The sequence below is a fragment of the Micromonospora sp. WMMD961 genome (assembly GCF_029626145.1).
Classification (GTDB): Bacteria; Actinomycetota; Actinomycetes; order Mycobacteriales; family Micromonosporaceae; genus Micromonospora.
This window is the reverse complement of sequence record NZ_JARUBJ010000002.1, coordinates 4,627,497-4,653,935: the sequence shown is the minus strand read 5'-3', so window position 1 is coordinate 4,653,935 and position 26,439 is coordinate 4,627,497. Positions and strand designations below refer to the sequence as shown.

25 protein-coding genes are annotated in these 26,439 nt (G+C 70.4%); 8 read left to right on the top strand and 17 right to left on the bottom strand.

Going from position 1 to position 26,439, the window contains the following annotated elements:
- Positions 1 to 28 precede the first annotated feature (28 nt).
- The 5 genes from O7614_RS21070 to O7614_RS21045 all read right to left on the bottom strand — a co-directional run bounded on the left by O7614_RS21070 (position 29) and on the right by O7614_RS21045 (position 6,930).
- Positions 29 to 574, bottom strand: coding sequence for a hypothetical protein (locus tag O7614_RS21070; protein WP_278140199.1), 546 nt, complete (start codon positions 572 to 574; stop codon positions 29 to 31).
- A 326-nt stretch (positions 575 to 900) separates the two neighbouring features.
- The gene (locus tag O7614_RS21060; RefSeq protein WP_347404362.1) at positions 901 to 3,030 is read right to left on the bottom strand and encodes a ThuA domain-containing protein; all 2,130 of its coding nucleotides are present in this window, start codon (positions 3,028 to 3,030) and stop codon (positions 901 to 903) included.
- A gap of 32 nt (positions 3,031 to 3,062) precedes the next feature.
- Positions 3,063 to 5,930 carry a ricin-type beta-trefoil lectin domain protein gene (locus O7614_RS21055; RefSeq protein WP_278140198.1) on the bottom strand — a complete coding sequence of 956 codons (2,868 nt, stop codon included), beginning with the start codon at positions 5,928 to 5,930 and terminating at the stop codon, positions 3,063 to 3,065.
- Between the two features lie 516 nt (positions 5,931 to 6,446).
- Positions 6,447 to 6,677, bottom strand: a complete 231-nt coding sequence (locus O7614_RS21050; RefSeq protein WP_278140197.1) for a VOC family protein — start codon at positions 6,675 to 6,677, stop codon at positions 6,447 to 6,449.
- Positions 6,634 to 6,930, bottom strand: coding sequence for a YciI family protein (locus O7614_RS21045; RefSeq protein ID WP_278140196.1), 297 nt, complete (start codon positions 6,928 to 6,930; stop codon positions 6,634 to 6,636). Before O7614_RS21045 ends, O7614_RS21050 begins: the two co-directional genes overlap by 44 nt.
- 173 nt (positions 6,931 to 7,103) lie before the next feature.
- On the opposite strand from O7614_RS21045, the gene O7614_RS21040 reads away from it, so the two are divergent.
- The 4 genes from O7614_RS21040 (at position 7,104) to O7614_RS21025 (ending at position 10,502) form a co-directional block, all read left to right on the top strand.
- Entirely contained in the window at positions 7,104 to 7,745 is a 642-nt protein-coding gene (locus O7614_RS21040; RefSeq protein WP_278140195.1) for a GNAT family N-acetyltransferase, read from the top strand.
- A 132-nt stretch (positions 7,746 to 7,877) separates the two neighbouring features.
- Positions 7,878 to 8,024, top strand: coding sequence for a hypothetical protein (locus O7614_RS21035; RefSeq protein WP_167524818.1), 147 nt, complete (start codon positions 7,878 to 7,880; stop codon positions 8,022 to 8,024).
- A 129-nt stretch (positions 8,025 to 8,153) separates the two neighbouring features.
- Positions 8,154 to 10,187: a hypothetical protein gene (locus tag O7614_RS21030; protein ID WP_278140194.1), complete on the top strand. Its 2,034-nt coding sequence runs from the start codon at positions 8,154 to 8,156 to the stop codon at positions 10,185 to 10,187.
- A gap of 54 nt (positions 10,188 to 10,241) precedes the next feature.
- On the top strand, positions 10,242 to 10,502 hold the full coding sequence (locus O7614_RS21025; RefSeq protein ID WP_278140193.1) for a hypothetical protein: 261 nt from the start codon (positions 10,242 to 10,244) through the stop codon (positions 10,500 to 10,502).
- 99 nt (positions 10,503 to 10,601) lie between these two features.
- On the opposite strand, the gene O7614_RS21020 is transcribed toward O7614_RS21025, so the two are convergent.
- Entirely contained in the window at positions 10,602 to 11,105 is a 504-nt protein-coding gene (locus O7614_RS21020; protein WP_278140192.1) for a hypothetical protein, read from the bottom strand.
- 179 nt (positions 11,106 to 11,284) lie between these two features.
- Here O7614_RS21020 and O7614_RS21015 point away from each other — a divergent pair, with 179 nt between their 5' ends.
- Both O7614_RS21015 and O7614_RS21010 read left to right on the top strand, forming a co-directional pair.
- Entirely contained in the window at positions 11,285 to 12,226 is a 942-nt protein-coding gene (locus tag O7614_RS21015; RefSeq protein WP_278140191.1) for a diacylglycerol kinase family protein, read from the top strand.
- Positions 12,227 to 12,340: 114 nt separating this feature from the next.
- Positions 12,341 to 13,636 (top strand): GAF domain-containing protein, encoded by a 1,296-nt coding sequence (locus tag O7614_RS21010; protein ID WP_278140190.1) that lies wholly within the window; start codon positions 12,341 to 12,343, stop codon positions 13,634 to 13,636.
- Between the two features lie 11 nt (positions 13,637 to 13,647).
- Here O7614_RS21010 and O7614_RS21005 read toward each other — a convergent pair whose 3' ends face one another.
- From O7614_RS21005 to O7614_RS20995, 3 genes are all read right to left on the bottom strand, one after another.
- Positions 13,648 to 15,228 (bottom strand): RICIN domain-containing protein, encoded by a 1,581-nt coding sequence (locus O7614_RS21005; protein WP_278142317.1) that lies wholly within the window; start codon positions 15,226 to 15,228, stop codon positions 13,648 to 13,650.
- A gap of 104 nt (positions 15,229 to 15,332) precedes the next feature.
- Positions 15,333 to 16,751: a family 43 glycosylhydrolase gene (locus O7614_RS21000; protein WP_278140189.1), complete on the bottom strand. Its 1,419-nt coding sequence runs from the start codon at positions 16,749 to 16,751 to the stop codon at positions 15,333 to 15,335.
- A gap of 288 nt (positions 16,752 to 17,039) precedes the next feature.
- Complete coding sequence (locus tag O7614_RS20995; RefSeq protein ID WP_278140188.1) at positions 17,040 to 17,720, bottom strand: DNA alkylation repair protein; 681 nt, start codon at positions 17,718 to 17,720, stop codon at positions 17,040 to 17,042.
- Positions 17,721 to 17,810: 90 nt separating this feature from the next.
- On the opposite strand from O7614_RS20995, the gene O7614_RS20990 reads away from it, so the two are divergent.
- Both O7614_RS20990 and O7614_RS20985 read left to right on the top strand, forming a co-directional pair.
- Positions 17,811 to 18,203 carry a nuclear transport factor 2 family protein gene (locus O7614_RS20990; protein ID WP_278140187.1) on the top strand — a complete coding sequence of 131 codons (393 nt, stop codon included), beginning with the start codon at positions 17,811 to 17,813 and terminating at the stop codon, positions 18,201 to 18,203.
- A gap of 38 nt (positions 18,204 to 18,241) precedes the next feature.
- Positions 18,242 to 18,457: a DNA-binding protein gene (locus O7614_RS20985; protein WP_278140186.1), complete on the top strand. Its 216-nt coding sequence runs from the start codon at positions 18,242 to 18,244 to the stop codon at positions 18,455 to 18,457.
- 24 nt (positions 18,458 to 18,481) lie between these two features.
- On the opposite strand, the gene O7614_RS20980 is transcribed toward O7614_RS20985, so the two are convergent.
- From O7614_RS20980 to O7614_RS20945, 8 genes are all read right to left on the bottom strand, one after another.
- On the bottom strand, positions 18,482 to 18,988 hold the full coding sequence (locus O7614_RS20980) for a hypothetical protein (protein ID WP_278140185.1): 507 nt from the start codon (positions 18,986 to 18,988) through the stop codon (positions 18,482 to 18,484).
- Positions 18,985 to 20,244, bottom strand: a complete 1,260-nt coding sequence (locus O7614_RS20975; protein WP_278140184.1) for a sigma-70 family RNA polymerase sigma factor — start codon at positions 20,242 to 20,244, stop codon at positions 18,985 to 18,987. The genes O7614_RS20980 and O7614_RS20975 overlap by 4 nt, the downstream gene beginning before the upstream one ends.
- Positions 20,241 to 20,597, bottom strand: a complete 357-nt coding sequence (locus tag O7614_RS20970) for a YciI family protein (RefSeq protein ID WP_278140183.1) — start codon at positions 20,595 to 20,597, stop codon at positions 20,241 to 20,243. The genes O7614_RS20975 and O7614_RS20970 overlap by 4 nt, the downstream gene beginning before the upstream one ends.
- 152 nt (positions 20,598 to 20,749) lie before the next feature.
- The gene (locus tag O7614_RS20965; RefSeq protein ID WP_278140182.1) at positions 20,750 to 21,988 is read right to left on the bottom strand and encodes an MFS transporter; all 1,239 of its coding nucleotides are present in this window, start codon (positions 21,986 to 21,988) and stop codon (positions 20,750 to 20,752) included.
- 100 nt (positions 21,989 to 22,088) lie between these two features.
- Complete coding sequence (locus O7614_RS20960; protein WP_278140181.1) at positions 22,089 to 22,835, bottom strand: phosphotransferase; 747 nt, start codon at positions 22,833 to 22,835, stop codon at positions 22,089 to 22,091.
- Positions 22,836 to 23,277: 442 nt separating this feature from the next.
- The gene (locus O7614_RS20955; RefSeq protein ID WP_278140180.1) at positions 23,278 to 24,120 is read right to left on the bottom strand and encodes a hypothetical protein; all 843 of its coding nucleotides are present in this window, start codon (positions 24,118 to 24,120) and stop codon (positions 23,278 to 23,280) included.
- Between the two features lie 266 nt (positions 24,121 to 24,386).
- Complete coding sequence (locus O7614_RS20950; RefSeq protein ID WP_278140179.1) at positions 24,387 to 25,385, bottom strand: hypothetical protein; 999 nt, start codon at positions 25,383 to 25,385, stop codon at positions 24,387 to 24,389.
- A gap of 164 nt (positions 25,386 to 25,549) precedes the next feature.
- A complete protein-coding gene (locus tag O7614_RS20945; RefSeq protein ID WP_278140178.1) occupies positions 25,550 to 26,356 on the bottom strand; it encodes an IclR family transcriptional regulator in 807 nt (268 codons plus the stop codon).
- Positions 26,357 to 26,439 lie beyond the last annotated feature (83 nt).

Below are 26,439 nucleotides of genomic sequence, written 5' to 3'. Positions count from 1 at the left end.
GTGATCGAGGGTCCACCCGCGCCCTGGCTCAGTCGGTCGGAGAGGGATCGTCCGCCCGGCGGCGTAGTTCGCGCAACACACCGTGCCGGCGCAGAGCCCACACGAGGCGCCGGACGCTGCGGTGCCGCACGAACAACACCGCCGCCCGGTGGATCACGCCGACGCGGTTGTCGTTCACCTGGTTGTCGACAGCCTGCCAGATCAGCTGGCGCGCTCCCGCGCTGTCCAGCACCGCCCGCAGCTCGCGCCGTACCGCCGGATCCTCGGCGGCCGACGCGATGGCGGCAGCCTGGCCCGGTCGGTCCGCGAGCGGTTCGGCCATCGCCGCGACGAGTGGCCGGCGCACGTCGTCCTGTTCGAGCAGCAGCAACACCGCCTCCCGGATCTCGGTGGTGTCGAGGCCGGATCGCAACAGGCTCAACAGGCTCTGCTCGACCTCACGGTCATGGTCCGGGTCGGACAGGGCGGCCAGCAGCAGAGCCACCTCGTCGAGGTCGACGAGTTCGCGTATCCCGCTGCGGAACTCCGGCAACTCCCAGGCAGCCTGCAGACCCTTCACGAGATCGCGATTCATGTCCCGTCCGCTACCCCGAAGTGACCGACGCCGAAACCCGGCGAGCCGGCCTCGCCTCGCGGGAGTGCCGACCCTGGTGTACTCAGCGGCCGTCGGACACGGAGGCGATCTTGGGCGACGTACGCGGAGTCTCCCGGTCGTCGCCGCGGCCGGTGCCGACCGCGTGCGGCCGGCGCGGTCCGGGCGGCAGCCGGTGCGGCCGGGGGACGCCGGCCGCACCGGCTGCCCGGTGGTGGCCCGCCGTCACCGGAGGGGGACGGTTCGACGGCGGACCGGAGGGGGGGATCGGTGCCTCGGTGGGCGAGGCAGGGGCTGGTAACGCTGGCTCAGCTGCCGTGGACCTCCAGCTCCCACAGCGAGTAGCCGTACGCGGGCAGGGCCCGTTGGGTGCCCTGGACGCGCAGGTAGCGACCGGTGGCCTCGACGGCGATGTCGTCCACACCACCGTCACCCGTGGTCGTCGTGTGGACCGTCGACCAGGTGACGTTGTCCGGGGAGACCTGGATCTGGTACGCCCGTGCGTACGCCGCCTCCCAGGTCAGCCGGACCCGGTCCAGGGTGCGGGACGCGCCGAGGTCCACCGAAATCCACTGCGGGTCGGCGTACGCGCTGCCCCAGCGGGTGGCCGCGTTGCCGTCCACGGCGTTGGCCGCGACGTGCGCGCTGCCCGGCTCGACGCTGGACGCGGTGACCGGGCGGCCCCGGGAGAGCACTGTGCCACCGGTGGCGCTGCCGTAGACGTTCAGGTCCCACAGCGAGTAGCCCCACTGGGTCGCCCGCTGGGTGCCGTACACCCGCAGGTAGCGCCCGGTGCCGGTGACCGTGAGGTCGTCGACGCCGCCGTCTCCCGTGGTCGTGGTGTGGACCGTCGACCAGGTGACATTGTCCGGGGACACCTGGACCTGGTACGCCCGTGCGTGGGCCGTCTCCCAGGCCAGCCGGACGCGGTCGACCGCGTAGGTCGCCCCGAGGTCGACGGTGATCGACTGCGGGTCGGCGTACGCGCTGCCCCAGCGGGTGGCCGCGTTGCCGTCCACGGCGTTGGCCGCGACGTGCGCGCTGCCCGGCTCGACGCTGGACGCGCTGACCGGGCGGCCCCGGGCCAGGTCGGTGGCGGGCGGCTCGCTCGGGCCGTCCGTCCTGATCCGCACGTTGCGGTAGTTGATGTCCATCCCGGCGCCGTCGTTCTGCAACCCGATGTAGCCGTTGGCGATGGCCCGGCTGCTGACGTAGTCGTTGATCTTGACGCCGTTGAGCCAGATCTCCACCCGCTGACCGTGCACGCCGATCTCGTAGGTGTTCCAGGAGCCGGGCGGGTTCAGCGCCGCCGCCCGGGCGGCCTGGTTCGGTGCCTGGAGGCTGTAGACGCTGCCGGTGGTGCGTGTCGGGTCGCCGTCGGTGGCGTCGATCTGGATCTCGTGACCGGCGTCGACCGGGCCCCACGGGTCGCCCTGCGGGTCGGGGAACCCGATGAAGACGCCCCCGTTGTCGTCGCCCGGCATCATCCAGTCGACCTTGAGCGAGTAGTTGCCGAAGGTGCGCACCGGGTACCAGAGCAACCCCATGCCGCCGTACGAGGTGAGGGTGCCGTCGGCCAGCGTGAAGCCGCCTGGCCCGGCCTGCCGCCACTGCGCGAGGCTGGCCTGGGTGCCGTCGAACAATGGGGTGTACCCGGATTCCGGCCGGCAGTCGGCGGCCACGGCGCCGGCCGCGACCTGGATGCCGCCGAGCAGCATCCGGACGAAGGTCGGGTCGCTGTAGCTCTGCTCGGTGTGGCCGAGACCGGTGTACCAGGAGCGCCCGCCTCCGTAGCTGTGGCACCACGTGATCGGATGGTCGCCACCCATCGACCCGCCGCTGTACGACGACTCGTCGAGGCTGGCCAGCACCTTGACCGCCGAACGCGGATTGGCGCGGTAGTTGTACCACTCGTCGGTGCGGGTCCAGGTCGACGGCAGGTGCGCCGTGGAGGCATTGGTCCGGTCCTCGGCCCGGACGGTCGCCTGCTGGATCGCCGGGTGGGAGGCGAAGTACGCCCCGACCAGGCCGCCGTACCACTGCCAGTCGTACTCGGTGTCGGCGGCGGCGTGCACCCCGACGAACCCGCCACCGGCCGCCACGTACGCCTCGAACGCGTCCTGTTGGCCGGCGTTGAGCACGTCGCCGGTGGTGCTGAGGAAGACCACCGCCTGGTACTGGGCGAGGTTGGCGGTGGTGAAGGTGGCCGCGTCCTCGGTGGCGGTGACGGTGAAGCCGTTCGCGGTGCCGAGCTGCTGGATCGCGGCGATGCCGTTCGGGATGGACGAGTGCCGGAATCCGGCGGTCTTGGAGAAGACGAGGACCTTGGTCAGGGGTGCGGCCTCGGCCGGGGCCGGGGCCACCGTGGCCGCACCGGCGGCGACGGTGACTCCGGCGAGCACGGCGGCGGTGACCGCGGTGATGGCGCGTCTGCGCATGGGAACTCCCTGTCGGAGAGGGGACGGGCGGGTCACGGCAGGGTCCAGTTCTGCGCCGCGGTGCCGTTGCACTCGTAGATCTGCAACTGCCGTCCGTTGGTCGGTGTGGATGCGGGGATGTCGAGGCAGCGGTTGGCCTGCGGGTTGCGCAGGCTGCCGTTGGGCCCGGCCACCCACTGCTGGGCTCCGGTGTTGTTGCACGTCCACAGGTGGATCGGCGTGCCGTTGGTGGTGCCGCTGGACTGGACGTCCAGGCACTTGCCCCGGTTGCGGATGGTGCCGTCGCCGGGCAGCGTCCACTGCTGGTTGGTCTCGCCGGCGATGCAGTCCCACATCTGGACGCGGGTGCCGTCGGCGGTCCCGCCAGCGTTGACGTCGACGCACTTGCTCATGCCCCGGATCGTGCCGGTGCGGGGGCCGCCCGTCGGGGTGCTCACCCCCGCTCCGGTGAACGTGTAGCTGTCCAGGTCGAGCAGGGCGCCTCCGCTGCCGCCGGTGAACACGACGTACAGGTCGTGGGTGTTGTCGTCGGGCTTGGTGACCGGAGCGCTGATCTCGGTGTAGCTGTCCCAACCTCCGGTGTTGGGCACTGTCACCCGGGCGACCTCCGGGCCGGTGGGGGAGTCGAACCGGAAGGACGCGACGTTGCCGGCCTTGTCCGAGGAGACCCGGGCCCGGATTCCGGTGATGCCCTTCAGGCTCAGCCCGTGGTGCCGGACGTACTCGCCGTTCTGGATGTCACCGAGCCGCCGCCCGCCCTCGGCGCCGCCCGCGGTGATGACCTGCGGGCCGTGCAGCGAGACGTAGTGCTCGGCCTGCCACTGCTTGGGCCAGAGGGTGATGTCCTTCTCCGCGGTGAGCGGCACGGCCCCGGCGGCACCCCGGTCGGTGTAACCAGCGCGCAGCAGGAAGAAGAGCACCGAGTCGGGTCCGGCGTGCACCGGCCCGGTGTTGACGGTGAAGCCACATCCGGTGCCCTGCCCCTCCTCGTGCGCGTGTTCCTGGTGGCCGAGGGCCGCCCGGATCGTCACGTTCGTGCACGCGATCGTGCCGTCCTGGGCGTCGGCGGCGGTGGCCGTGGCGGTCAGGTTCTCGTCCCAGGAGAACAGCCCACCGTCGGGAATGCCGTTGAGCGAGACGGTGGGCCGGTTGTTGCCGACCACGACGGCGACCTGGGTGGTGCCGGAGCGACCGGTCCCGTCGGACACCGTGAGCCGGGCGCGCTTGTCGCCGTTGCTGGCGTAGGTGTGGGTGGGGTTCACGGCGGTGGAGTCGACGCTGCCGTTGCTGTCGAAGTCCCACGCGTAGGTCAGCGGGTCGCCGTCCGGGTCGGTGCTGCCGGCGCTGGAGAAGCTGACGGTCAGCGGGTTGAGGCCGTTGTCGGGCGTGGCGGACGCGACGGCGGTCGGGGACCGACCACCGGCCACATAGTTGATTTTGTACAGCCCGGCGGCGGCGTCGCCGGAGAAGTAGCCGTTGCCGTACTCCAGCAGGTAGAGCGAACCGTCCGGCCCGAACTCCATGTCGATCGGATGGACGAACGACATCCCCGCCAGCACCGGCTCGATGACGCTCGGATTGCCGGTACGCGCGTTGCCGTTGTCGAACTGGACCTCCTTGATCCAGTTGCGGCAGTACTCGGTGATCAGCAGCTTGTTGTCGTAGTACGGCGGCCACTTCACGTCCGAGGCCAGGTTGGGGTCGTAGTGGTAGACCTCGGCGTGGTTGGGCGAGCCACAACCGCCCGGGCTGTCCAGGGCGGGCCACTCCCGGCTGCCGCCGTGCTGCTCCCAGACCAGCGCACCCCGGGTGGCCGGCAGTTGCTGCAGGCCGGTGTTGCGCGGCGAGTTGTTCACCGGGCCGGTGCCACCACCGCAGGGGAACCAGCCGCGCGGCGAGTTGGTGGCGAAGTCCCAGTCGTTGTAGGCGACGTTGGGCCCTCCGCAGTACGGCCAGCCGTAGTTGCCCGCAGCGGTGGCCCGGTTCCACTCGTCGTACGCCGCCGGCCCCCGGTTGGCGATCGTCGCGCCCGCGTCCGGCCCGACCTCGCCCCAGTAGAGGGTGTTGCTGTTCTTCCGGTCCACCCACACCCGGTACGGGTTGCGCACCCCCATCACGTAGATTTCGGGACGGGTGCCGCTGGTGCCGGCGGCGAAGAGGTTTCCGGCCGGGACGGTGTAGGTGCCGTTGTCCTCCGGGTGGACACGGTTGATCTTCCCGCGCAGGTCATTGGTGTTACCCGAGGTCCGCTGCGCGTCGTACTGTGCGTCGCGGCTCGTCCGTTCGTCGATCGGCGCCATGCCCGCCGAGTCTCCGCCGGAGTTGGTGTTGTCGCCGACGGCGAAGTAGAGGTTCTCGTTGCTGTCCCAGGTCATCGACCCGGCCGAGTGGCAGCAGAGCCGACGTTCGGTCGGCCACTCGATGAGCCGGGCCTCGCTCGCCGGATCGAGCACCAGCGTGCCGGAATTGAAGGTGAACCGGGAGATGCGGTTGACCAGCGGCGTCCCGGCCGGCGAGTAGAACAGGTACACCCAGCGGTTGGTGGCGAACCTCGGATGCGCGGTGATGCCGATCAGACCGTCCTCGAACCGGGCGTCCAGTTGCAGGGTCAGCGCGACAGTCGTGCTGCGGGTGGCCGGGTTGTAGAGGCGGACCTGGCCGCCGCCGGAACTGGTGCCCCGGTTGATGTAGAGCACCTTGCCGTCGGGGAGGACGGACAGCTCGATCGGCTCTCCCATGGAGAGCCCGCCGTCGAGCTTGACCTTCTCGAACTGGGTGGCCGCGGGTGGTGCCGCCGCCGCGGGTGGTGCCGCGGCGGTGATCCCGAGCAGGGTCGGCAGGAGGCTGGCGAGGATGGCCAGGACGACGGCCGCGGTGAGGCGCGGACGTGGTGTGCGCATGGCGTACTCCCGGGTTGGGGTGGGCGGGACGGCCGGGCGTACGCGTACCGGTGGGTGCGCGTACGCCAGGGGTGGGGAAGCCGGGCCGCCGACGCCGGGCTCGATGAGACGTTGCCGGCCGGCGGGCGGCTGTGGACCCGCCGGACTCGACGTGTTCAGTGGGCGATCAGGCCGCGCTTCTCCCGCGAGCCATCGCGTCTCGGTTCGCGGTCAGTGCCGCGGCCCGGCGTGGGTGGGTGCCGCGATGGCTGGGCTGGCGGCGGGCGCGATGCGTAGCTGCGGCGTCATCGTCATCGACACGATCTCCTCGGGATCGTCGCGCGGATGGAGCTCTCGCACCCCGGGAGACGCCCCGGTCTGCCCGCGTCCGCCGAAACGAGGGCGATGTCGAGACGACGCGGAGCGCTGCCACCGTGCCGGTCTACGGCGTCCGGATGAACATCGATCCGCATCGTTGATCTGCAGTTAACAGTGGACGTCGGTGAAGGTCAATCCCTCCGGATGGCCGGGGTTACGTCAGGAGTGGTGCGCCACCACGTTGATGACGTTGCCGTCCGGCGCGCGGACGAAGAACCGGCGCACGCCCCACGGCTCGGTGGTCAGCGGGTGCACGATCTCGTAGCCGAGCCGCTGTGCTTCCGCATAGGCGTCGTCCACGTCGTCCACCTGCACGCTGATGACCGAGTCCTCGGGTGCGGACTCGTCAGCGGAGACGAGCTGCGATCGCCTCCTCCTTCGTGGCGACATCGAGCAGGGAGTAACCCCCGAACAGCTCCCTCGTCTCGCCGTAGGGTCCGTCCGTGACGACCGGCGGCTCGCTGCTGAAGTCGACCACGGCACCCCGGCCCGGATCGTCCAGCCCTTCGGCGGCGAGGAGGACACCGGCCTTCATCACCTCCTCGACGAACAGGCCGGTCGCGGCCATCGCCTCGTCGATCGACGCCATCAGGGCCGCGTTCGTCCCGTCGGCGCCCCACATGATCAACATGTACTTCGACATCGCGTTCTCCTCGTCCGGCAGGGTCGCCTCACGACCCTCGCACGCACTTGTCGAACGAGCGGCCCGCGAATCGACACCGGCCGGAGAGAACCTTCGGTGCGCCACATATCATCGACCCCCTTCGGAGGCGGCCGAGCCGGCACACCGCGTCGGGGACCGAGGAGAAGACCACCATGGAGCGCACGTTGGCCGACATCCTGGAGGCGGCGACGCACGGGAACTTCCCGCCGCCGGACGGCGGGACCACAGTGGTCGCGCAGCCGAACCGCCGCGACGCCGGGGTCATCGCCTTCACCGGCCACTCGGTGGTGTTCACCGACGAGGACCCCCAATGGGTACGACGGACGTTGGCCGCTGTCGAGTGCGACCCCTTGGCGGCCACGATGAATCCGCGCTTCCTGGGTGCTCTGCTCGACCGCACCCGGCGGTCCACAGACACGATCGACCTGCTGACCGTGGCGAGCTGCCTCACCGGGGCTCCGCCTTTGGAGCTGACCGAGCTGACCGGGGCCGATCATCCACGCGAGGTCAGGGCGCGTCGGCGTCGTGACGACGTGCGCGTCTGGGCCGCCGAGGGTGGGGTGATCGTTCTCGGCCGTGGGGTCGCCGGGCGCTGGGAGGTGGCGATCGAGGTCGACGACGAGCACCGCCACCGGGGCCTGGGAAGAGCGCTGGCGACAGCCGCCCGGCATCTGGTGCCGGACGGTCGACCGGTCTGGTCCCAGCAGGCCGTCGGCAACGCGCGCAGCGTGCGCGCCTTCCAGGCGGCCGGGTTTCGACCGGTGGGAGCCGAAGCGCTGCTCCTCGCGGCGTAGGCGCTGGTCACGCGTCGCGCACGACAGTGTGGACGTATTCGTGATCGAGCGGGACGTTTCCGCGATCACGGCCGGGGGCATCTCGGCGGTGAGATTCACTCGCCAGTCACTCCCTTGAACGAGGAGACCGATATGTCCGCCCAGGCCTTTCTCTACATCGTCGCCGTCATCCTGATCGTGCTCGCGGCCCTGCCCCTGCCCACCCGGGGTATCTCGCTCGCGCTCCTCGGTGCCGCCTGCGCCCTGCTCGCGTACGCCTGGCCGGTGATCACCGCCTGACCGGGGCTGTCCTCCTCCTTCGACGTGGGGCCGACGGATCGACGCTTGCTGAGCTTCTGTCACAAGCGTAGGAAGAACACCACCGTCGGCCCTTCATCGATCCGCCGCCCTGCGTCGAAGGAGATGCCTGTGACCACTTCCAGAGGGCTCCGTCTCGCCGTGTCCGTGCTGGTGACCGCCGGCGCCGTCCTGCTCGGCACGGCAGCGCCCGCGGCACCGCCAACGACTCCCGGACCGGCCGGACGTCCGTCCTGCGACCCGATCGACCCGACCGCCTGCCTGCTGCCGTTCCCGAACGACTACTTCACGGTGCCCGATCGGGCCAGCCCCACTGGCAAGCGGGTGCGGATCGCCGCCTCGGCCATGCCGGCCAACGTGCAGGGAACCCCGATCGACCCGACGGAGTGGAATCGGCAGGACGGGTTCAGCCCCGGCTCACCCATCCTGGTTCGGGTTCCCGGCCTCGACGTGGCGGCGACCGGGATCGCGCCGGTCACCGACATCGGCCGTTCGCTGGCACCGGACGCGCCGATCGTCCTGCTCGACGCGCGAACCGGGAAGCGCACTCCGTACTGGGCCGAGCTGGACGCGCACGCGGTCGGCCAGCCCGATCGGCAGGTGCTGATCATCCGGCCGGCGGTGGCCCTGACCGAGGGCACCCGCTACGTCGTCGGCCTGCGTGGCATGCGCGACGGCACGGGGGCGACGATCCCGGCGCCGAAGGCGTTCACGTCGTACGTGACAGTTGCCGGCCTCGGCCATCGGGACAGTCGCGGCCCGCAGATGAAACGGATCGTCGCCGACCTGAACAGGGCCGGCGTCAAGCGGCACAGCCTCTACCTGGCCTGGGACTTCACCGTCGCCAGTCGGCAGGGCCTGACCGGGCGGATGCTGGCGATGCGGGACAGCGCGTTCGCCGCCCTCCGTCGTGACGCGCCGTCGTTCACCGTCACGCAGGTCACCGACTACGCCCCGGAGCAGGAGCCGCTGATCGCCCGGCAGGTGACCGGCACCGTCGGCGTACCGTCATATCTGACCGGTGACGGCGGGCCCGGCTCCCGGCTGCACTACGGGCCCGCCGGCGGCCCCGGGACACCGCAGACGCCGAACGCCCTGCCCACTCCGTCCGGCACGACGCTGGCGGCCGACTTCGTCTGCACCATCCCGCGCAGCGCCACCGCCGCCAAGCCGGCCCACCTGTCGCTCTACGGCCACGGACTGCTCGGCAGACCGACCGAGGTCAACGCCGCCAACGTCAGGACGATGTCGAACACCCACCACTTCACCTTCTGCGCGACCAGTTGGATCGGCATGGCTGCCGGCGACGTTCCCTACGTGGCCGGCGCCTTCACCGACCTCAGCGCCTTCCCGGCGGTGGCGGACCGGTTGCAGCAGAGTTTCCTGAACTTCCTCTTCCTGGGCCGCGCGATGATCCACCCAGGCGGGTTCGCCGCCCACCCGGCGTTCCGGGACGCCACCGCACGGCCGCTGATCAACCTGGCGGGCGGGCTGCACTACGACGGCAACAGCCAGGGCGGCATCAACGGCGGGGCACTCACCGCCATCGCGCAGGACTGGACCCGCTCCGTGCTCGGCGTACCGGCGATGAACTACTCCACGCTCCTGCAACGCAGCGTGGACTTCGCCCCGTTCCAGACGGTGATGGACGGCTACTACCCGGACAAGGCCGACCAACAGCTGATCCTCGCGCTGCTGCAGATGTTGTGGGACCGATCCGAGGCAAACGGGTACGCCCAACACATGACCGACCGGCCGCTGCCGCGCACCCCGGCACACCAGGTGCTGATGCACGTGGCCTTCGGCGACCAGCAGGTGTCGCCCGCCGCGGCGGAGGTCCAGGCGCGCACCATCGGCGCCCGCCTGCACACTCCCGCACTCGCCGACGGCTGGTCCTCGGACGTGCGCCCGTACTGGGGGATCGCACCGATCCGCAGGTACCCGTACACCGGGTCGGCGATGGTCGTCTGGAACAGCGGGGCGGCCTACGCGCCGCCGCCGACCAACCTCGCACCGGCCGGGCCGGAGTACGGCGACGACTCGCACGAGTTCCCGCGCGCCCAGGCCGGCGCCCAGAAACAGAAGGCGATCTTCCTGCTCACCGGCACTGTCGTCGACGTCTGCGCGGGCCGGCCCTGCCCGTGAGGCGGTGACCGAGCACGGCCCGCAAGACCCCCGGCGGGCAGTGCTACGACGTCCGTGACGACACCGGGGGACCAGGTCTACCGGCCGTCGTCGGCGCAGGCCTCGACGTCCTGCGCGGTGGACCGCACCTGGTCGACCCGGCTGACCCGGAGCGGCGACATCCTGCGGGCGCACTACTGCGCGACGACCACCGCCTGCGGTGGTTGGGTGGACGGGGACTGGCTGTCCCAGTACGGCTCCCGCGATCTCGCCAACGAGGGCAGGACCTACCAGGCCGTCCTGCGCTACTACTACCGCGACGTGGCTCTCTCCTGAGGTCACACGCCAGCGCGCCACCCGCCGCAGTTCCAGGGCGGGTGGCGCGCTCGTGGTCGACACGTCTCGCCGACACCCGTCGACCAAGGGCGGTCCCGCTCAGTGCGTCCAGCCCGCGGCGTGGAGAGAGTTGTGGAAATAACCTCCTCGACTGAACGGTTGGATGGTTCCTCCGTCGTCGATGCGGTGCGGGAACAGGGTCAGGACCTTGGCGAGATTCTGTTCGGCTGGTCGAGGCAGTTGGGAGATGGCCTCGTCGAGCGTCAGGCCGGCCGCCTCGACGACATCGGGGTGTTTCCGGAGGTACGCCGCCACGTGGTCCACCACGGCGGTGAGACGCTGGCGTACGCGGTCGGCGTCGGGATCGTCGCCACTGTCCTGCAGGTCGACCAGTTGCCAAGCCGGTCCGAACACGGGCACCAGTCGTGCGCCCGCCGGATCGAAGAACTCCAGAGCGCCCCGGCGGGTGTCGGTGTCACCCAGCCCGTCCGCGATCATCTGCCGCACGTCCGGGTAGGCGTGTGCGAAGGTGTCGTCGGAGGCGATCGCCACGATTCCGTTGATCGCGCGTGGGGCGGTGACAATTGTCGAGAATTCGTCCACTGTGCTCTCCTCCCGTACGAGCGTGATGTGGATCCCCGTCTATTGCGCACGCTAGTAAGCGGGGTCAATCGCTGAAGGGAGCGGCGCCCCACTCCACGCATGCCGCCGTCGTCGACACCGACCTGCGAGCCCTCTCGTCGAGGCGTACCGAATCGGCCGGCCGGGTACCACGGGTAGCCATGACGACGAACACCGCGACAGTTACTCCGACCGGGGCGGTGGCACAGCTGGGCAGGGTCGCGGTGGTCGCCCACCGTCGCAAGAGCCTGGGTGGCGGCCTTGACGAGCTGCGCGAGGCTCTCGCCGACGCCGGAGTCGGCAACCTGCTCTGGTACGAGGTGTCGAAGAGCCGCAAGGCGCCCAAGAAGGTTCGTAAGGCCCTGAAGAAGCGGGCCGGGCTGCTTTTCGTGTGGGGCGGGGACGGCATGGTGCAACGGTGCGCGGACACGCTGGCCGGCTCGGACATGCCGATGGCGATCCTGCCCGCCGGCACCGCGAATCTCTTCGCCGCCAACCTGGGCATCCCGGAGGACCTGGCCGAGGCGGTGCGGATCGGCCTGCACGGCCGGCGGCGGAGGCTGGACCTGGGTCGACTCAACGGCGAGCACTTCGCGGTGATGGCCGGCGCTGGTTTCGACGGCGACCTGATCCGTGACGCGGACCGGGACCTCAAGGGCCGGTTCGGTCGGCTGGCGTACGTGTGGGCAGGGCTGCGGCACGTCCGGGGCGAGTTGGTGCGCACCCGGATCCGGGTGGACGGGGTGACCTGGTTCGACGGCGAGGCCAGCTGTGTGCTCTTCGGCAACGTCGGCACGATCACCGGTGGCATTCCCGCCTTCGACGACGCCCGCCCCGACGATGGTTGTCTGGAGGTGGGAGTGTCCACCGCGCGTGGAGCGATCGACTGGGCCCGTACCCTCGGCCGGATGGCCGCCGGTCGGTCGACGGACTCGCCGTTCGTCCGGATCATCCGTGGGCGGCGGGTGAAGGTCCGGTTCGACGCGCCGCGCAGGTACGAGCTCGACGGCGGGGCACGCACCAGGGCGCAGAAGCTCAACGTGCGTTCGGTGCCCGGCGCGCTCACCGTCTGCTGTCCCGAGACCGGTCCTGTCAGCGCCTGAGGGCCGTCCCGTAAGTTCGTCGTGCGGGAGCACGCGATTGACGGACGTCTCCGATGGCCGCCGTCCCGTAGGTCGTCGACTGTCCACCGTATTCGAGGAGAAGGGGACCACTACATGACGGCGGTTTCGGGCCATCGACCGCCTGCCGCGGATCCGGCGGTTGCCGGGCACACAGCGGCGGAGGAGGACCTGCGGGCACTGTTCGGGCAGTCCAGCGCCGTCTTCGCCCTACTGGCCGGGCCGGCACACCTGGTGGAGTCGGCGAACCGGGCGTTCTTCGACACCGTCGGCCAGGAACGGGCCCACACCGGCGTGCCCCTCGGGGATTTGATGCCCGAACTGGCTGGTCAGGGCTTCATCGCGCTGCTCGACCAGGTGTACCGCACGGGTGAGCCGTACGTCGGCCGTGACGTCCGGGTCATGGTGGGCGCCGGTCCGCACGCGCGCGAGTCGTTCTTCGACGTCTCCTACGAACCGCGTCGGGACGCCACCGGTGAGGTGACCGGGATCCGGGTGCTCGGCGTCGAGACCACCCAGGTCAAGCACGCCCAACGGTTGATGACCGAACACCGTGCTTTGCTGGAGCAGATCGCCCGTCAGGCGCCCCTGACCGAGGTGCTCGACGGGATGGCCCGCTGCATCGAGAATCTGGCACCGGAGGAGGTGCTCGTCTCCGTGCTGCTCGCCGACGCCGACGCCCGACACCTGCGCCACGGCGCAGCCCCCAGCCTGCCCGACTTCTACAACGAGGCCATTGACGGGATAGCCACCGGCGAGGGTGTCGGTTCCTGCGGCACCGCCGCCCACCGACGGGAACCGGTCATCGTCACCGACATCGCCGCCGACCCGTTCTGGGCCGACTTCCGGCAGCTCGCCGACCAAGCTGGTCTGGCGGCCTGCTGGTCGACGCCGATCCTGGCCCGCGACGGCGGTCTGTTGGGCACCTTCGCCATGTACCACCGCACCCCCCGCGTGCCGCAGGACACCGACCTTGCTCTCATCCGGGTCTTCGCCGGCACCGCGGCGCTCGCCATCGAGCGTCACCACATCGAGGAGGCGAAGGCGACCGCCGAGGCACGCGCCAGGTCCGCACACGACGAACTGGCCGCTGTGGTACGCGTGGAGCGCGAGCTGCGCGCCGAGGCCGAGCGACGCGCAGCCGCCTCCGCCGAACTCGCGGCGCGGATGCGTGCGGCCGCGGCCGCACAGGCCGCCCAGCCCCATCCCGAGCACTGCCAGCTCGGTGATGCCCCCGGATGCACGGCACCCGCCGAGATCAAGATCGCCGACTCGTGGGGTGACTCGGCGTGGGGCTGTGCCGCGCACGTCGAGGAGGCCATCCTCAACGTGCGCTCGGTGTTCATTGCCAACGAGGAACTCGGTGGCCTGGCCGCCTACCTCAACCGCTGATCCGACACCCGTCAACACCAGGTCAGCGTCGAGTTGATGCGCGTGACGTTGCTGATGGTGTTGTTGGCCCCACCGCACGGGCTCTGGGTGATGTTGGTGCCGCTGACGGTCAGGTTCTGGAACCGGATGCCGGAGGAGATCGGGAACTCCGTCCGCGCCGCGATCCTTATCTCGCCGCCGCCCGTCACCGTCCCGGACACCCCGGCGATGACGACGTTGTAGCAGTTCTCCACCAGGATCGAGTTGTTTCCCGTGTTCGAGATCGTCACCCGGTCGATGACCGCGCCACCGGACTCGGACACGCAGAAGATCCCCCGGCCACCCCCGGACGCGATCACGTTCCCGACCCGGATGTTGGTCGGGTACGAGCTGCCCACCCGGCCGTTGCGGTTGGCCATCCGGAACGCCGCGTACCCGGTCCCGGCGCCGGCGTTCTGCGCGTCGACAGTGCCCACCGTGGCGTTGATCGTGTCGTTGAGCAGCAGCCCGGAGTCCCTGGTGTTCCGTGCCGTGACCGTGCCGATCGTCAGACCGTCCACGCCGTACGTCTCCACCCCGTGCGTACCGGTCCCCGACACGTACACGGTGTCGATGCGGATGTTGCGCACCTTGACCGCCCGATCCCCACCGTGGTTGTCGATGCGAATGCCCAGGCCGGCGGAGAGCCGCATGTCGATCTGCCCGAGGGTCAGGTTGTTCACGTTGCGCATGAAGATCCCGTACAGCGGCGACCCAGTCAGCGTCAGGTTCTGCACCTCGACGTCAGTGGTGCCGCGTGAGTACACCGGCGCCTGGTCACCCGAACCCGAACCGGTCACGTTGATCGTGCCGCACACCGCCAGCGTCGTGTACGACGGCAACGACAACCGCGAACCCGCGCTCATCGACCCGGAGCCGCGCACCACCACGCGCTGCTTGGACGTCCGACCGGCCGACAGTGAGTTGACCGCCGCCTGCATCGCCGACAACATGTCGCCGCCCGAGTAGACAGTCGAGGAGCCGTTGCGGGCCGTCCAGGTGCTTCCGCTCAGGACGGCCTCGGCGTTGGTCGACCCGCTGCCGCAGCCGGTGGTCGGTGGCGTGCTGCCGCCGCCCACCGCGACCAGCTGCCACTGCTGGTTCGGGCCGTTGAGGTCGGCGTACTGACTGACCCGGCCGCCGTCGGCAGTGGACCGCTCCCAGACCTCAAGTGCCTTCGCGGAGTGGCGGTTGATGAGCCGGACGTAGCCGCTGTCCGAGTCCAGGACCTGGAACTGCTGGTTGGCGCCGTTGAGATCGGACCACTGGCGGTACTCGGCGCCGTCGGCAGTGTTCCACTCCCAGAGGTCGACGACCTTGCCGCTGTGCCGAGCCTTCAGGCGGTAGTAGCCACTCCCGGAGGAGACGAACTGGAACTGTTGCCACGCGCCGTCGTTACGGGACCACTGCTGGATCACCGCGCCGTCTGCCGTCGAGGTGTCCCGGACGTCGAGGACCTTGCCGCTGTGCCGGTTGACCAGGACGTAGGAGGCGTTGGTGTCGATGCTCGCCGCAGCTGCCGGCGGTGCGCCGACCAGTACGGCACCGGCCGCGCCGACCAACGCGGTGATCATGGCCAGCACCAGACCGGTACGCCCCGCACGGCGGACCGGCTCGGCGTTGGACGGCCTTCTGGTGGTGAAAGGCATGGGTCCTCCTGTCTGGTGGTGGGCGGCGGCTATTCGCTGTGGAAGGTGGCGGAGCCGCGCTCGGCGGTCGAACTCACCGCCTCGATGTAGAGCAGCCCGTCGCGGTGACGCACGTACCGTCCGGGGAAGTTCTGCGACTCCAGGGAGAGCCCGGCGCTCTCGGCCAGCCCGGCCCGGCGTTGGAAGCTCGCGTCGTTGCCGAAGAGGGATGACCCGTCGTTCCTCTCGACGTACAGCGCATAGCCACGGTGCCGCAGGTAGTAACCGGGGAAGTTGGTCGACTCCAACGACACCGAGCCGCCGCCGGCGAGGCCGTTGACGATGCGGAACTGCGAGTCGGCCAGGTTGGCCACGTTCGGCTCGACCCGGGCCCGGTAGTCGTAGTGCCGTACGTAGCTGCCGCTCAGGTCATGCGCCCGCAGCCGGACCGGGGTGGCTCCGTCGGGCACCGGGATGCCGAAGTTCGGGGTGCCGTCCGCGTTCCAGTACAGCTTCTGGAGTCTGGTCCGCCGGTTCGGGTCGTTGAGCGGGTCGCCGCTGATGTCGCGATAGTTGCGGTCGTGGTAGACGAGGATGTCGCTCTGCCCGTCCTCCGAGACGGTGAACGAGTTGTGACCGGGGCCGTACTGGCCGGTGGCCGCGTTGCTGGCGAACACCGGGTTGGGGCTCTTGCTCCACGAGGCGGCGTCGAGCAGGTTCGCGGTGGCGGAGGCGCTCAGCATCCCGAGGCAGTAGTTGGCGTCGGTGGCGCTGGCCGAGTAGGTCAGGAAGATCCGGCCGTTGCGTTGTATCACGGCCGGTCCCTCGGCGACCCGGTAGCCGCGGGTCTCCCAGTCGTACGTCGGGACGACGAGCCGCGTCACCGTGCCCGTGATCTGCCACGGGTTGGTGCCCATCCGGGCAAGGTAGACGTTGGAGTTGGTGGAGATGCCCGGCTCCTGCTGTGCCCAGGTCAGGTAGCGCACCCCGTTGACGACGAAGGTCGAGGCGTCGAGGCTGAACGTGTCCCAGGGTGTCGTGATCCGGCCGCGTTCGGTCCACGAACCGTTCAGAGGATTCGCGTTGGCGTTCTCCAGCACGTACATCCGGATCCGCCACACGTCATCGGCCCGGCCCGCGGCGAAGTAGACGTACCACCGGTTGTTGATGAAGTGGATTTCCGGTGCCCAGATGTGGGCGCCCATCTCTCCGCTGGTGTGCCGGCTCCAGATCGTCGTCTCCACCGCCGTCGCGAGCCCCTGCAGGGTGGTCGCCCGTCGCAGCACGATCCGGTCGTACTGCGGCACGGTCGCGGTCATGTAGTAGTAGCCGTCGGTGTGCCGGACGATGTGCGGATCGGCCCGCTGGTTCACCAGCGGGTTGGTGTGGTTCACGGCTGGTGCGGCCTGCGCCGACCCGGCCACCGGCAGCCCGGCCGACACGGCGACCAGCACCACCACCGCTGCCACTGCCGACCGTAGGCGTCGTGGGCCACGGCGGCCGGCCGGTGCGGGATCGACCGCTGGGCGGATGACCGGACCGGTGTGGGGGAGTGGCGGCGACATCTGTCCTCCGTGCGGTGGCGAGCGTCCGGGCGACGCCACCCGGGGACGGTCGACCTGGGGAATCCCGCCGGAACGGAGCGTGGTTGGGCCGGGAGACATGACGGTGGCGTTACGTCGAGGTGGCCAAACAATGTTCGCGTTAACATCGATGTGTGTCAAGCTCTGCGGGTTGCGGGGGTCGACGCCGGCAGGTCAGGCGTGCGCTCGCCGCACCATCTCCTCGATCCAGACGGGCGCGTACGGGGAGGTGCAGCCCGGGGAGGTCGGATAGTCCTTGAGCACCGCCAGGCGTTCGCCGATGTCGATAGCGCGGGCGCGGTGCGCGGCGTGTTCGATCCCGATCTGGGCCAGGCAGTGGTTCATCGCCCACTGGAGGCGATCCGGTGCGTCCTTCATCTCGCGCTCGATGACGTCGAGCAGGCCGGCCAGGTCGAGGCCCTCCGGCTTCTTGCTCACACGCTCGGTGGTCAGCGCCCAGCCGGCGCTGGCGACCACCGGATCCTGGTCGGCACACCAGGTCAGGCGCAGTTCCTCGGAGTGCGGGTTCTTCTTCACCACGTAGTTCACGAGCCAGTCGTGCACCTTGGGCGCGCGTGCCTCGCGCAGCATGACGTCCAGCTCGTCCCGCCCGAACGCCCTGGGGCGGCAGATCAGGATCGCCAGCAGTCGCGCCGCGGTGTCGTCGGTCTTCCAGAGCTGACACGCGAGTTCCTGCTGGGTCTTCAGCCGCTTCGCGAGCGTACGAAGCGTGCCGAGGTGCACACCGTGATCGTCACCGTGTTTCGCGTTCACCTCGCGCGTCCGGGGGTCCTCCAGCGCGGCCAGTTCGGCCAGCACCTCGGCCACCGTGTCGGTCGGCGTCGTGGCGGTCATCAGCACACCTTACGACGGAGTCGTCCGGTGGTGACCTGCGGCTTGTCGGTTCCTGCTGCCCGCCGCCCACCGAATGGCACAGTGTTGGCCATGGACAGGAAGCAGGTCAACGACTGGCTCGCCGCCTACGAGCGGGTGTGGCGGACGCCGGGCACGGACGCCCTGGTCTCCCTCTTCACCGAGGATGCGAGCTACCAGCAGGGACCGTACTGGACGCCCGTGGTCGGGCTGCCGGCCATCGCGCAGATGTGGGAGAAACAGCGCAAAGGCCCCGACGAGGTGTTCCGGATGACCAGCGAGATCGTCGCGGTCGAGGGTGACACCGCGGTGTCGCGTCAGGAGGTCCGCTACGGCGATCCTGTCGAACAGGAGTACCGCGACCTGTGGGTCATGCGGTTCGCCGACGACGGACGGTGCCGGTCGTTCGAGGAATGGCCGTTCTGGCCGGGCCAGCAGCCGGCCAACCCTCCGGACGGCTCGTGACCGGAGGGCTCGCGGCGGGGGCGGACTATCGTGCTTGCGTGAGTAACCGCCACGTGCCCGCGCAGGTCGGTGACCTGCCGCCGATCGGGCGACCAGCCAACAGCGCCCTACTCGAAGCCGGCATCACCACGCTCGCCCAGGTGGCCACCCACAGCCGCCGCGATCTGCTGGCCATGCACGGGGTGGGGCCGAAGGCGGTCGACATCCTGGCCGCCGCGCTGGCCGAGCACGGGCTGGCCTTCGCGGCTTCGTAGGAGGGCCGCGGCGGCAGCGCTGCCTCAGTCGCGCACGTCGACGCAGATCGCCTCCAGCCGCTGCAGCGTCGCGGTCATGCTCGTGACCCAGCTGCGCCCGCCGTCCATCGCCGCCTGCTCGTCGGCCGGTAGCTCGGAACAGTCATAGATTTCGGTCACGATGGTCGCGTCCGGGCCGTCGGGGATCAGCTCGTAGGTCCACCGGTGTCCCCATCGCCTTCCCGGTGTGGCACCGGGTGCGGTGTCCGGGTGGCCTCGACCCGGCTCCGGCGTCCAGCCGATGCGCCGGTTCACCTCGTACTCGACGACGTGGTTGTTCATCTCGTAATCGCCGTACCGCGAGTAGTGCATCCTCGTCACGAAGACCTCGCCGACGGCGGCGACCACCGCGTCCGAGACGGCACCCCGCAGCATCCCGGAGCCGTCGAGATCGGTGTGTCGCCGAGGGTCCGCGAGGATCCGGAAGATGTCGGCCGCCGGTGCGGCGATCCGTCGGGACACCGCGACGGGTTCTACCTGACCACTTGTCACCGGTACGCCTCCTCCAGAACGATCGACGCGCGCCGTTGGGCGCTGTCGAGCCGGTCGGTCAGGAAGGCCCGCTCGACCGTGTTGTGGGTGTGGGCCAGTGCCTCCCGGTAGGCGTCCGCCGCCGGTGCCCACCGGTGGAGTTGGCGCAGGAAGTCGGCACGGGCGGCGCTGAGGTAGCCGTAGGTGGCCAGGACCGGTTCGGCGAGCAGTGGTGCCAGCGCGTCGAGACCGGCCTGCGGGCCGTCGCGCAGACCCACGGCCACCGCACGGTTGAGCTCGACCACCGGAGAGGGCCAGAGGTGGAGCAGGACGTCGTACAACCCGACGATCTCCGCCCAGTCAGTGTCCGGCCAGGTCGGCGCCTCGGCGTGCACGGCGGCGATCGCGGCCTCGACGGCGTACCGTGTCGGCGGCCTGCGGCCCAGCGCGTCGGTGACCAGGGCGACACCCTCGCTGATGAGCCGGGTGTTCCACCGCCCGCGGTCCTGTTCCGAGAGCAGTTGCAGCCGCCCGGTGGCGGACAGCCGGCTGTCGTCACGGGCGTGGATGAGCAGCAGCAGCGCGAGCAGGCCGCTGATCTCCGTGTCGGTCGGCATGAGCAGGTGCAGCATGCGGGCGAGGTTGATCGCGCTGTCGACCAGGTCACGGCGGACGAGGTGCGCGCCGCTCGGCGCCGTGTGGCCGGTGGTGAAGATCAGATGGAGGACGTCGAGGACGGCGCTGACGCGTCCGGCGAGCTGGTCGGGCGACGGCACCCGGTACGGGATACGGGCCTTGGTGATCTTCTTCTTGGCCCGCGTGATCCGTGCGGCCATGGTGGGTTCCGGCACCAGGAACGCGCGGGCCACTTCCGCCGTGGACAGGCCGCACACCAGCCGCAGCGTCAACGCGACCTGAGCGTCGCGGGACAGGGCCGGATGACAGCAGGTGAAGACCAGACGGAGCCGGTCGTCGTCGAGCCCGTCCTCCGGGCCGGGCACCGACGGGTCGGTCACCAGCAGCGGTAGGGCCCGACGCAGCACCGACTCGCGGCGCAGCACGTCCAGCGCCCGGTTGCGGGCGGTGGTCGTCAGCCACGCACCGGGGCGATCCGGGATGCCGATCTGCGGCCAGATCCGCAGCGCCTGGGCGTAGGCGTCCTGGGCGCACTCCTCGGCGAGATCGAGGTCCCGGGTGAGGCGTGCCGTCGCGGCCAGCAACTGGGCCCAGTCGCGGCGGTGCGCCTGTGCGACCGCCGCGGCGACCTCGGCGCTCATCCGTGATCGACCACCGGTCGGATCTCCACCCCGCTGTGCCCGGCGGAGACCTCGTACAGTCGCGAGGCCAGCTTGATCACCTGGTCGAGGTCAGGGGCTTCGACCAGGTAGTAGCCGCCCACCGCCTCCTTGGTCTCCAGGAACGGCCCGTCGGTGATGGCCAGCCGACCGTGCGGGTCGGTACGCAGTGTGGTCGCGACTCCCGCCGGCTCCAGCTGCTGGCCGTCGAGAACGGCCGAACCGGCTGCGGCGCGGAAGGCGCCGTGAGCCTCGTCGCGCTCCTGCATCTCCTGCGGTGACATCGCGGCCCACTGCCGCTCGTCGCCGTGGATGAGGATCAGGTACTTCGCCATGTCGCGCATCCCGTCGTGTGGAGCCCGGCCGGGCCCGTCTACCTCACCGACGAGTCAACCCGATCGCCGATCGACAGACGAGGGGACCGATGTGTGTCTCGTGCACGGCGGGCCGGATACCGCAGCGCGGTGTCCGCGCGCCGTCGGGCGGTTCACACCCGGGCCTCGACAGGTTTCCCGACCGCGTCGAGCGGCAGGTCGCGCATCCGGCGGATCGGCGTCGACAGGTAGATGATCGGGGACAGTGCGGTGAGCGCCCCGAACAGCAGCAGTGTGGTACGCGCGCCGAGCGGCCCGGCCAGGACGCCGGCCAGCAGACCGCCGAGCGGGATGGCGCCCCAGGAGACGAACTTGACGGTGGCGATCACCCGCGACAGGAGCTCCGGCGGGCTGGCGAGCATCCGGTAGGTGCGGGTGGTCACGCTCAGCACCACCGAGGAGACGGCGAGGATGACGTTGCCGGCGGCGAAGGCGAGGTAGCCGGCGGCACCGGTGCCGAGCGGAATGACGAGCGCGCCGGGCACGCTGGCGAAGGCCGCGATGATCAGGCCGCGTGCGGTGCCGAACCGATGGGTGAAGCGGGTGGTGAGCGCGGCCCCGATGAGGGCGCCGAGGCCGTCGGCGGCGAGCAGCAGGCCGACCATGACCGGCGGCGCGTGCAGCTCGCGTACCAGGTAGAACGGGAAGAGAGCGAGCATCGCGCCGCTGACGAAGTTCGTCGCGGTGGCGTCCCACATGGCCGGCCCGATGATCGGGTGGCGGAGCACGAAGTGCCAGCCCTCCCGGATCATGGTGACCATCGGCGGCCGGTCGTCCGGTCGCTGCACCCGCCGGGCCGGGAGGGTGCGCAGCAGCACGGCCGAGATCAGGTAGCTGACGGCGTCCACGAACAGTGTCGGCACCGCACCCAGCAGTTGCACCGCGAGGCCGCCCAGGGAGGGCCCACCGAGCTGGGTGGCGGCGTGGGTGCCGGAGTTGAGACTGTTGCGTGCCTGCAACTGGGTGGCGGGCACGATCTCCGGCAGGAAGGTCTGGTTGGCCACGTCGAACAGCACGTTGGCGAAGCTCACCACCAGGGCGACCCCGACCAGTTGGGCCACCGTCAGGGCGTCGAACCACCAGGCCAGGGGGACGGACGCGACGGCCACGGCCCGGACCAGGTCCAGGGTGACCTGCATGCCGCGCAGCGGCACGCGCTGCACGACCACCCCGGCCGGCAGGCTGATCAGCAGGTACGCGAGGTAGCCGGCCGCCGTGATCAGACCCATCTCGAAGGCCGACGCGTCCAGAACCGTCAGTGCGGTCAACGGCAGCGCCACCCCGCCGACCGCCGAGCCGAGGTGACTCGTCGTGCCGGCACCCCACCAACGCCAGAAAGCAGTAAGTCTCATAATGGAACTGACCATAGTGGCTGATCCGCGTCGAGGCGACCCCGCCGACGACCGCGCCGTGGGCGGGCGGTGACCGCACTCGGCACGTCGGCCAGGTCGGCTACGGTTCCCGCATCCGGGATCTGAGCACGTCGAATTCGCAGCCCGGCGCGTCCGGGTCGAAGCCGTGCTCGATCAGCCAGTGCGACGCCACCAGACTGCGCAGCGACCACCAGGCGCGGATCACGTCCCGATCAGCGCCGGCGCCGTAGCCGGCGAGCAGGTCGTCCAGGCGTTCCTCGTGCCCGAGCGTCAAGGTGGCGAGGTCGAACATGGCGTCGCCGGGAGCGGCCTCGGACCAGTCGATGACGCCGGTGACCTCGTCGCCGTCGACGAACACGTGGGTGATCTGCAGGTCGCCGTGGATGAACACCGGTTTCCACGGCCGGAGCGCGGCTTCGGCGATCTGGCGGTTGCGTCGGATCACCTCGGCGGGCAGGACGGCGTTGGCGAGCAGCCACGCGCACTCGCTGTCGAGTTCCGCTGCCACGTCGTCGAGCCTGCGTCCCGGCCACGGCGGCAGCGGCGCATCGTGCAGCCTGCGGATGGCGGCACCCGCCGCAGCCCACGCCTGCGGTGACGCGGCCGATGGTTCGCCGAGGAGGCCGAGTGCCCTGCCGGGCACGGCGGCGATCGCGAGCACGGGCGGCTCGTGCCAGAGGATCGCCGGGGTCGGTATCGGGGCAATCGCCATGGCCCGTACCTCGACGTCGGCGTGCGCCGGGTTTCCGTCGACCTTGAGGAACACGTCGCCGACGCGGAGCGTCGCGCGCTGCCGGTGGGCGACGACGACTTCGACCTCCTCCATACCGAGCCATCCTGGCGGGGATGGCCGCCGATGTCGTCGGATTTCGTGGGTGGCGGAGGGGTGCCGGTTCCGGCTGGTGTGGCGGGTGCGGGCGTCCAGTGGGCACCAAGCGCCCCGTCCACTGCGGACGGGGCGCTTCGTCGTGTCAGTCGGACTGTGTGTCGGAAACCGATCGGTTCCCGCCGTCCGTCGACGTCGGGGCGCCGGCTACCTCGATCCGGGGTGACCGGTCCGGCGGAAGGTGGGCGAGGTCGGCGATCACGACCACATCCACCTCACCATCGATCATTCTCTGCTCGACGGTCTCCCACGGTGCCCGGACGATTCCCTTCAACCGGTAGTCGTGGTGCCGAAGGTGCGAAAGACACACTGCGACGGCAGGCTCCGACGGTTCGATGTCGGCGGGGATCCAGATGACGGCTATCTCCATGATCTCTCCTGATCAACGTCGTGGACGCGGCTGAGTGATCAGGAGTTGCTGTGGCGGTGGAGGGCCCCGCTCCACCGGCTGGCTGGTGGCGCGCATGTCGACGGGAGCCACGGTGAGCCCTCGGGACAGGGGCGAGATCTGCGGCGGATACTCGGCGGCCGACGTCGGCGCGTCGACACCGCTGGCACCGGACCCGCTGGCTGCGGAGGCCCGCGCCACCAGGAACGCCGGTGGCCCTGGTTCGGGGCGGGCGGGCGAGCCCGGAGTCGGGGCTGCGGCAGCGGCTGTCACCGTCTGCGACTGGTCCGCCGACCGGGTCCGGCTCCCGTCGGTGCCGCCGAACGCACCACGGGACACCGTCACCGTCGCGGGGGTCGATGTCGGCGACGGCGACGGCGACGGGCCAGGGCGGGCAGCCGGGGCGGCGGAGGGGGACGCGACGCGGGCGGTGGGTGACGGGGACGTGCGCGGTGTACGAGGCAGGTCGGGGATGGCGGTGGGAGGTTTCACCGGCGTCGAGGGCAGTGGGACCGCCGGCAGCGGGATGGACGACGGCAGCGGCAGGGGGACGGCGGTGGGCAGCGGCAGAGTGCTGTCGGACGGCAACGGCAGCGGGTGGGACGACGGCAGCGGGAGGGCGATGGCCAGGGGTGACTCGACCGCGCGGGGCGACAGTGCCTCGGCGATGGACAGTGCCTCGGCGATGGTCGGCGAGCCAGCGGTGTGCGCCGGACGGGAACCGGCTGGCGACGGTAACGGCGACGGCGCGTGCGCGTCGGCGGGGTCAGCACCGAGGGTGGCGCCGAGCGCCACCGCGCCGAGCGCCACTGCGGGCAGACCGTGCGTCAGGCGCATCGCGCGACGGCTGCGGGACGTCGTGGCGCCACCTCTGCCCGGCCCGATCTTCCGGGCCGGTGCCGCTGGCCGAGCAGTCGCTCCTCGCCTCCCGCCGTTCGTTCCATGCGCGGATTCTTGCCCCCGGAAAACGCGGACTACACCTCCCATCGATATGTCGCCCGGCCACGACAGAGACGGGGCTCCGCTGTCGCGGGTCGAGAGCGACGGTCGAGCAGGTCCAGATCACCTTCGACTCGGCGCGAGGTACGCGTACAACCGCTGCGTCAATGCCTGGTGCGTGCTGGGGCCGGCTGCTGGAGCGCGTCGTCGATGATCCCCGGCATTCGCCGGGCCACCCCGGCGAGGAGGTCCGCGACCTGCACGCGCGGATCGTCGCGGGAGTCGACCATCGCCAGCCCCGCCAGGGGTGACACTCCGTCCGGCAATGCGCCGACGCCCGCCGCCCGCGCGCTGGTGCCGTCGGCCAACATCCGCTGAAGGCGGGTCAACCGATCGGCTGTCAGGGCACTCTGCTCGTCGTGGGTCACCAGCACCTGCCGCCGGCCACCGCTCCAGGACAGGACCGTCTCGGCCAGTGCCGGCAGCAGCGGTTCCAGCGGTGGGGGGATCGACCTGTCGTCGTTGTCGAGTCGGGCCAGGACAGCCCGCACGTGGCCCGGGCTGAGCCCGCCGAGGACATCGTCGGCGGCCGCGTCGAGTTGGCGTCGCAGTAGCGCGTCGCGGGCCTCGAAGAACCGGCGCACCGTCTGGTGGACGGGGAGCCGTCGCTTCATCCGCACACAATCGACGAACGCGGTGAGGAAGGCGTCCCAGTCGGTTCCGGCCGAGTGCCTGGCGTCGTACAGGGCGACAGCGGCCGGACGGTGCGCACTCGCCAGGCGGGTGCCGGCCGCGTACGACGGCTCGACCAGCAGGAGATCGACGATCCGGGTGACGAGGAAGAACTCCTTGTCGATCAGGTGGACGTGCGCACGGCCGGCCAGCGCCGTCCGGAGCCACCCCAGGGCCTCGTCCGCGCCAGAGCCCCGTAGGAACCGCCCGGACTTGAGCTCGTGCGGGGAGAACCGGAAGCCCGACCGCAGCGTGGTGATGAGCGCGACGGCCTCGTCGACGGTCAGGTCGACACTCGCGTGTGTGATCACCGGGGCGGTCGAGCGCAGCAGGTTGGTGCCGGAAAATCCGGACTCGTCGCAGGCGATCTCCACGACCGCGCCAACCAGCGCTTCCCTGAGCGGCATCCCGCCCTGAAGTGGTGATCTCACACCCGGGTTCCCGCCATGCCGACCATGGTCACCCGTGCACCCACTCAGAACAACCAGATTGCGGGACGTGACGCGGGGTAGGCACGAAGAGCCCGGACAGGACCGGCGCTTCGCATCGGGTCAGGCTCGCCGGGCGCGACGAGCCCGACCGGCACTGCTCCCGGTCAGTGGGGTGTGCCCAGCAGCCGGTCGTCGTCTGAATCGTTCACGGTCGGGGATGGCGGAGGCGTGTATCCCAGCTCGGACGAGATCTGGTTCGCGGTCTCCAGCAGCAGCGGAAGGGCTTGCTTCAACCTGTCGAGGCTCGCGATGACCTCGATCGCGGTCATCGAGGCGGCGGCGATGACCTGCCCCCGGGAGTCCCGGATGGGTGCGGCGACACACATGACGTAGGCGTCGTGCTCACCGTTGTCGATGGCCCAGCCCTGCTCGCGGATGCGGGCGAGTTCGCCCTCCAGGGATTCCTGGTCGGCGAACGTGGTGTCGGTGAACCTCTCGAAGACGACATGGGAGAGGAGACGGTCGCGCTCCGCCGAGGGTAGGTAGGCCAGGATCGTCTTACCGACGGCGCTCGCGTAGATCGACACCGCGCGCCCCACCCGCGACGGCAGCTTGACGGCGTCGAACGCCGGGCTGTCCACCTTGTCGATATAGATGATCTCGTCACCGGTCAGTTGCGCCAGGTGCACGGTGTGGCTGGTCTCCCGTTGCAGCGCCCGCAGGTGTGCGGCGGCGAACTGGCGCAGGTCCATCGAACCGAGCGCGAGTTCGGACAGCTCGATGACACCGCTACCGAGCACATAGGTGCCCGCGCCGGTGCGGCGTACGAAGCGTGCGGACTCCAGCGTCTGCAAGATGCGCAGGGCCGTGGACTTGTGGACGCCGAGCACGTCCGCCGCCTCGGTGAGCGACAGCGGGTGCTCCGCGGATCGACGGATGAGGTCGATCGCGCGGCGAATCGATTGCGCCAAGGCACTGTCTCCCCTCGCTGCGTCGGTCTGGTGCCGTCGCCATTGCGTATTACGCAATATAGTTGACGCCATACGCAATTGCT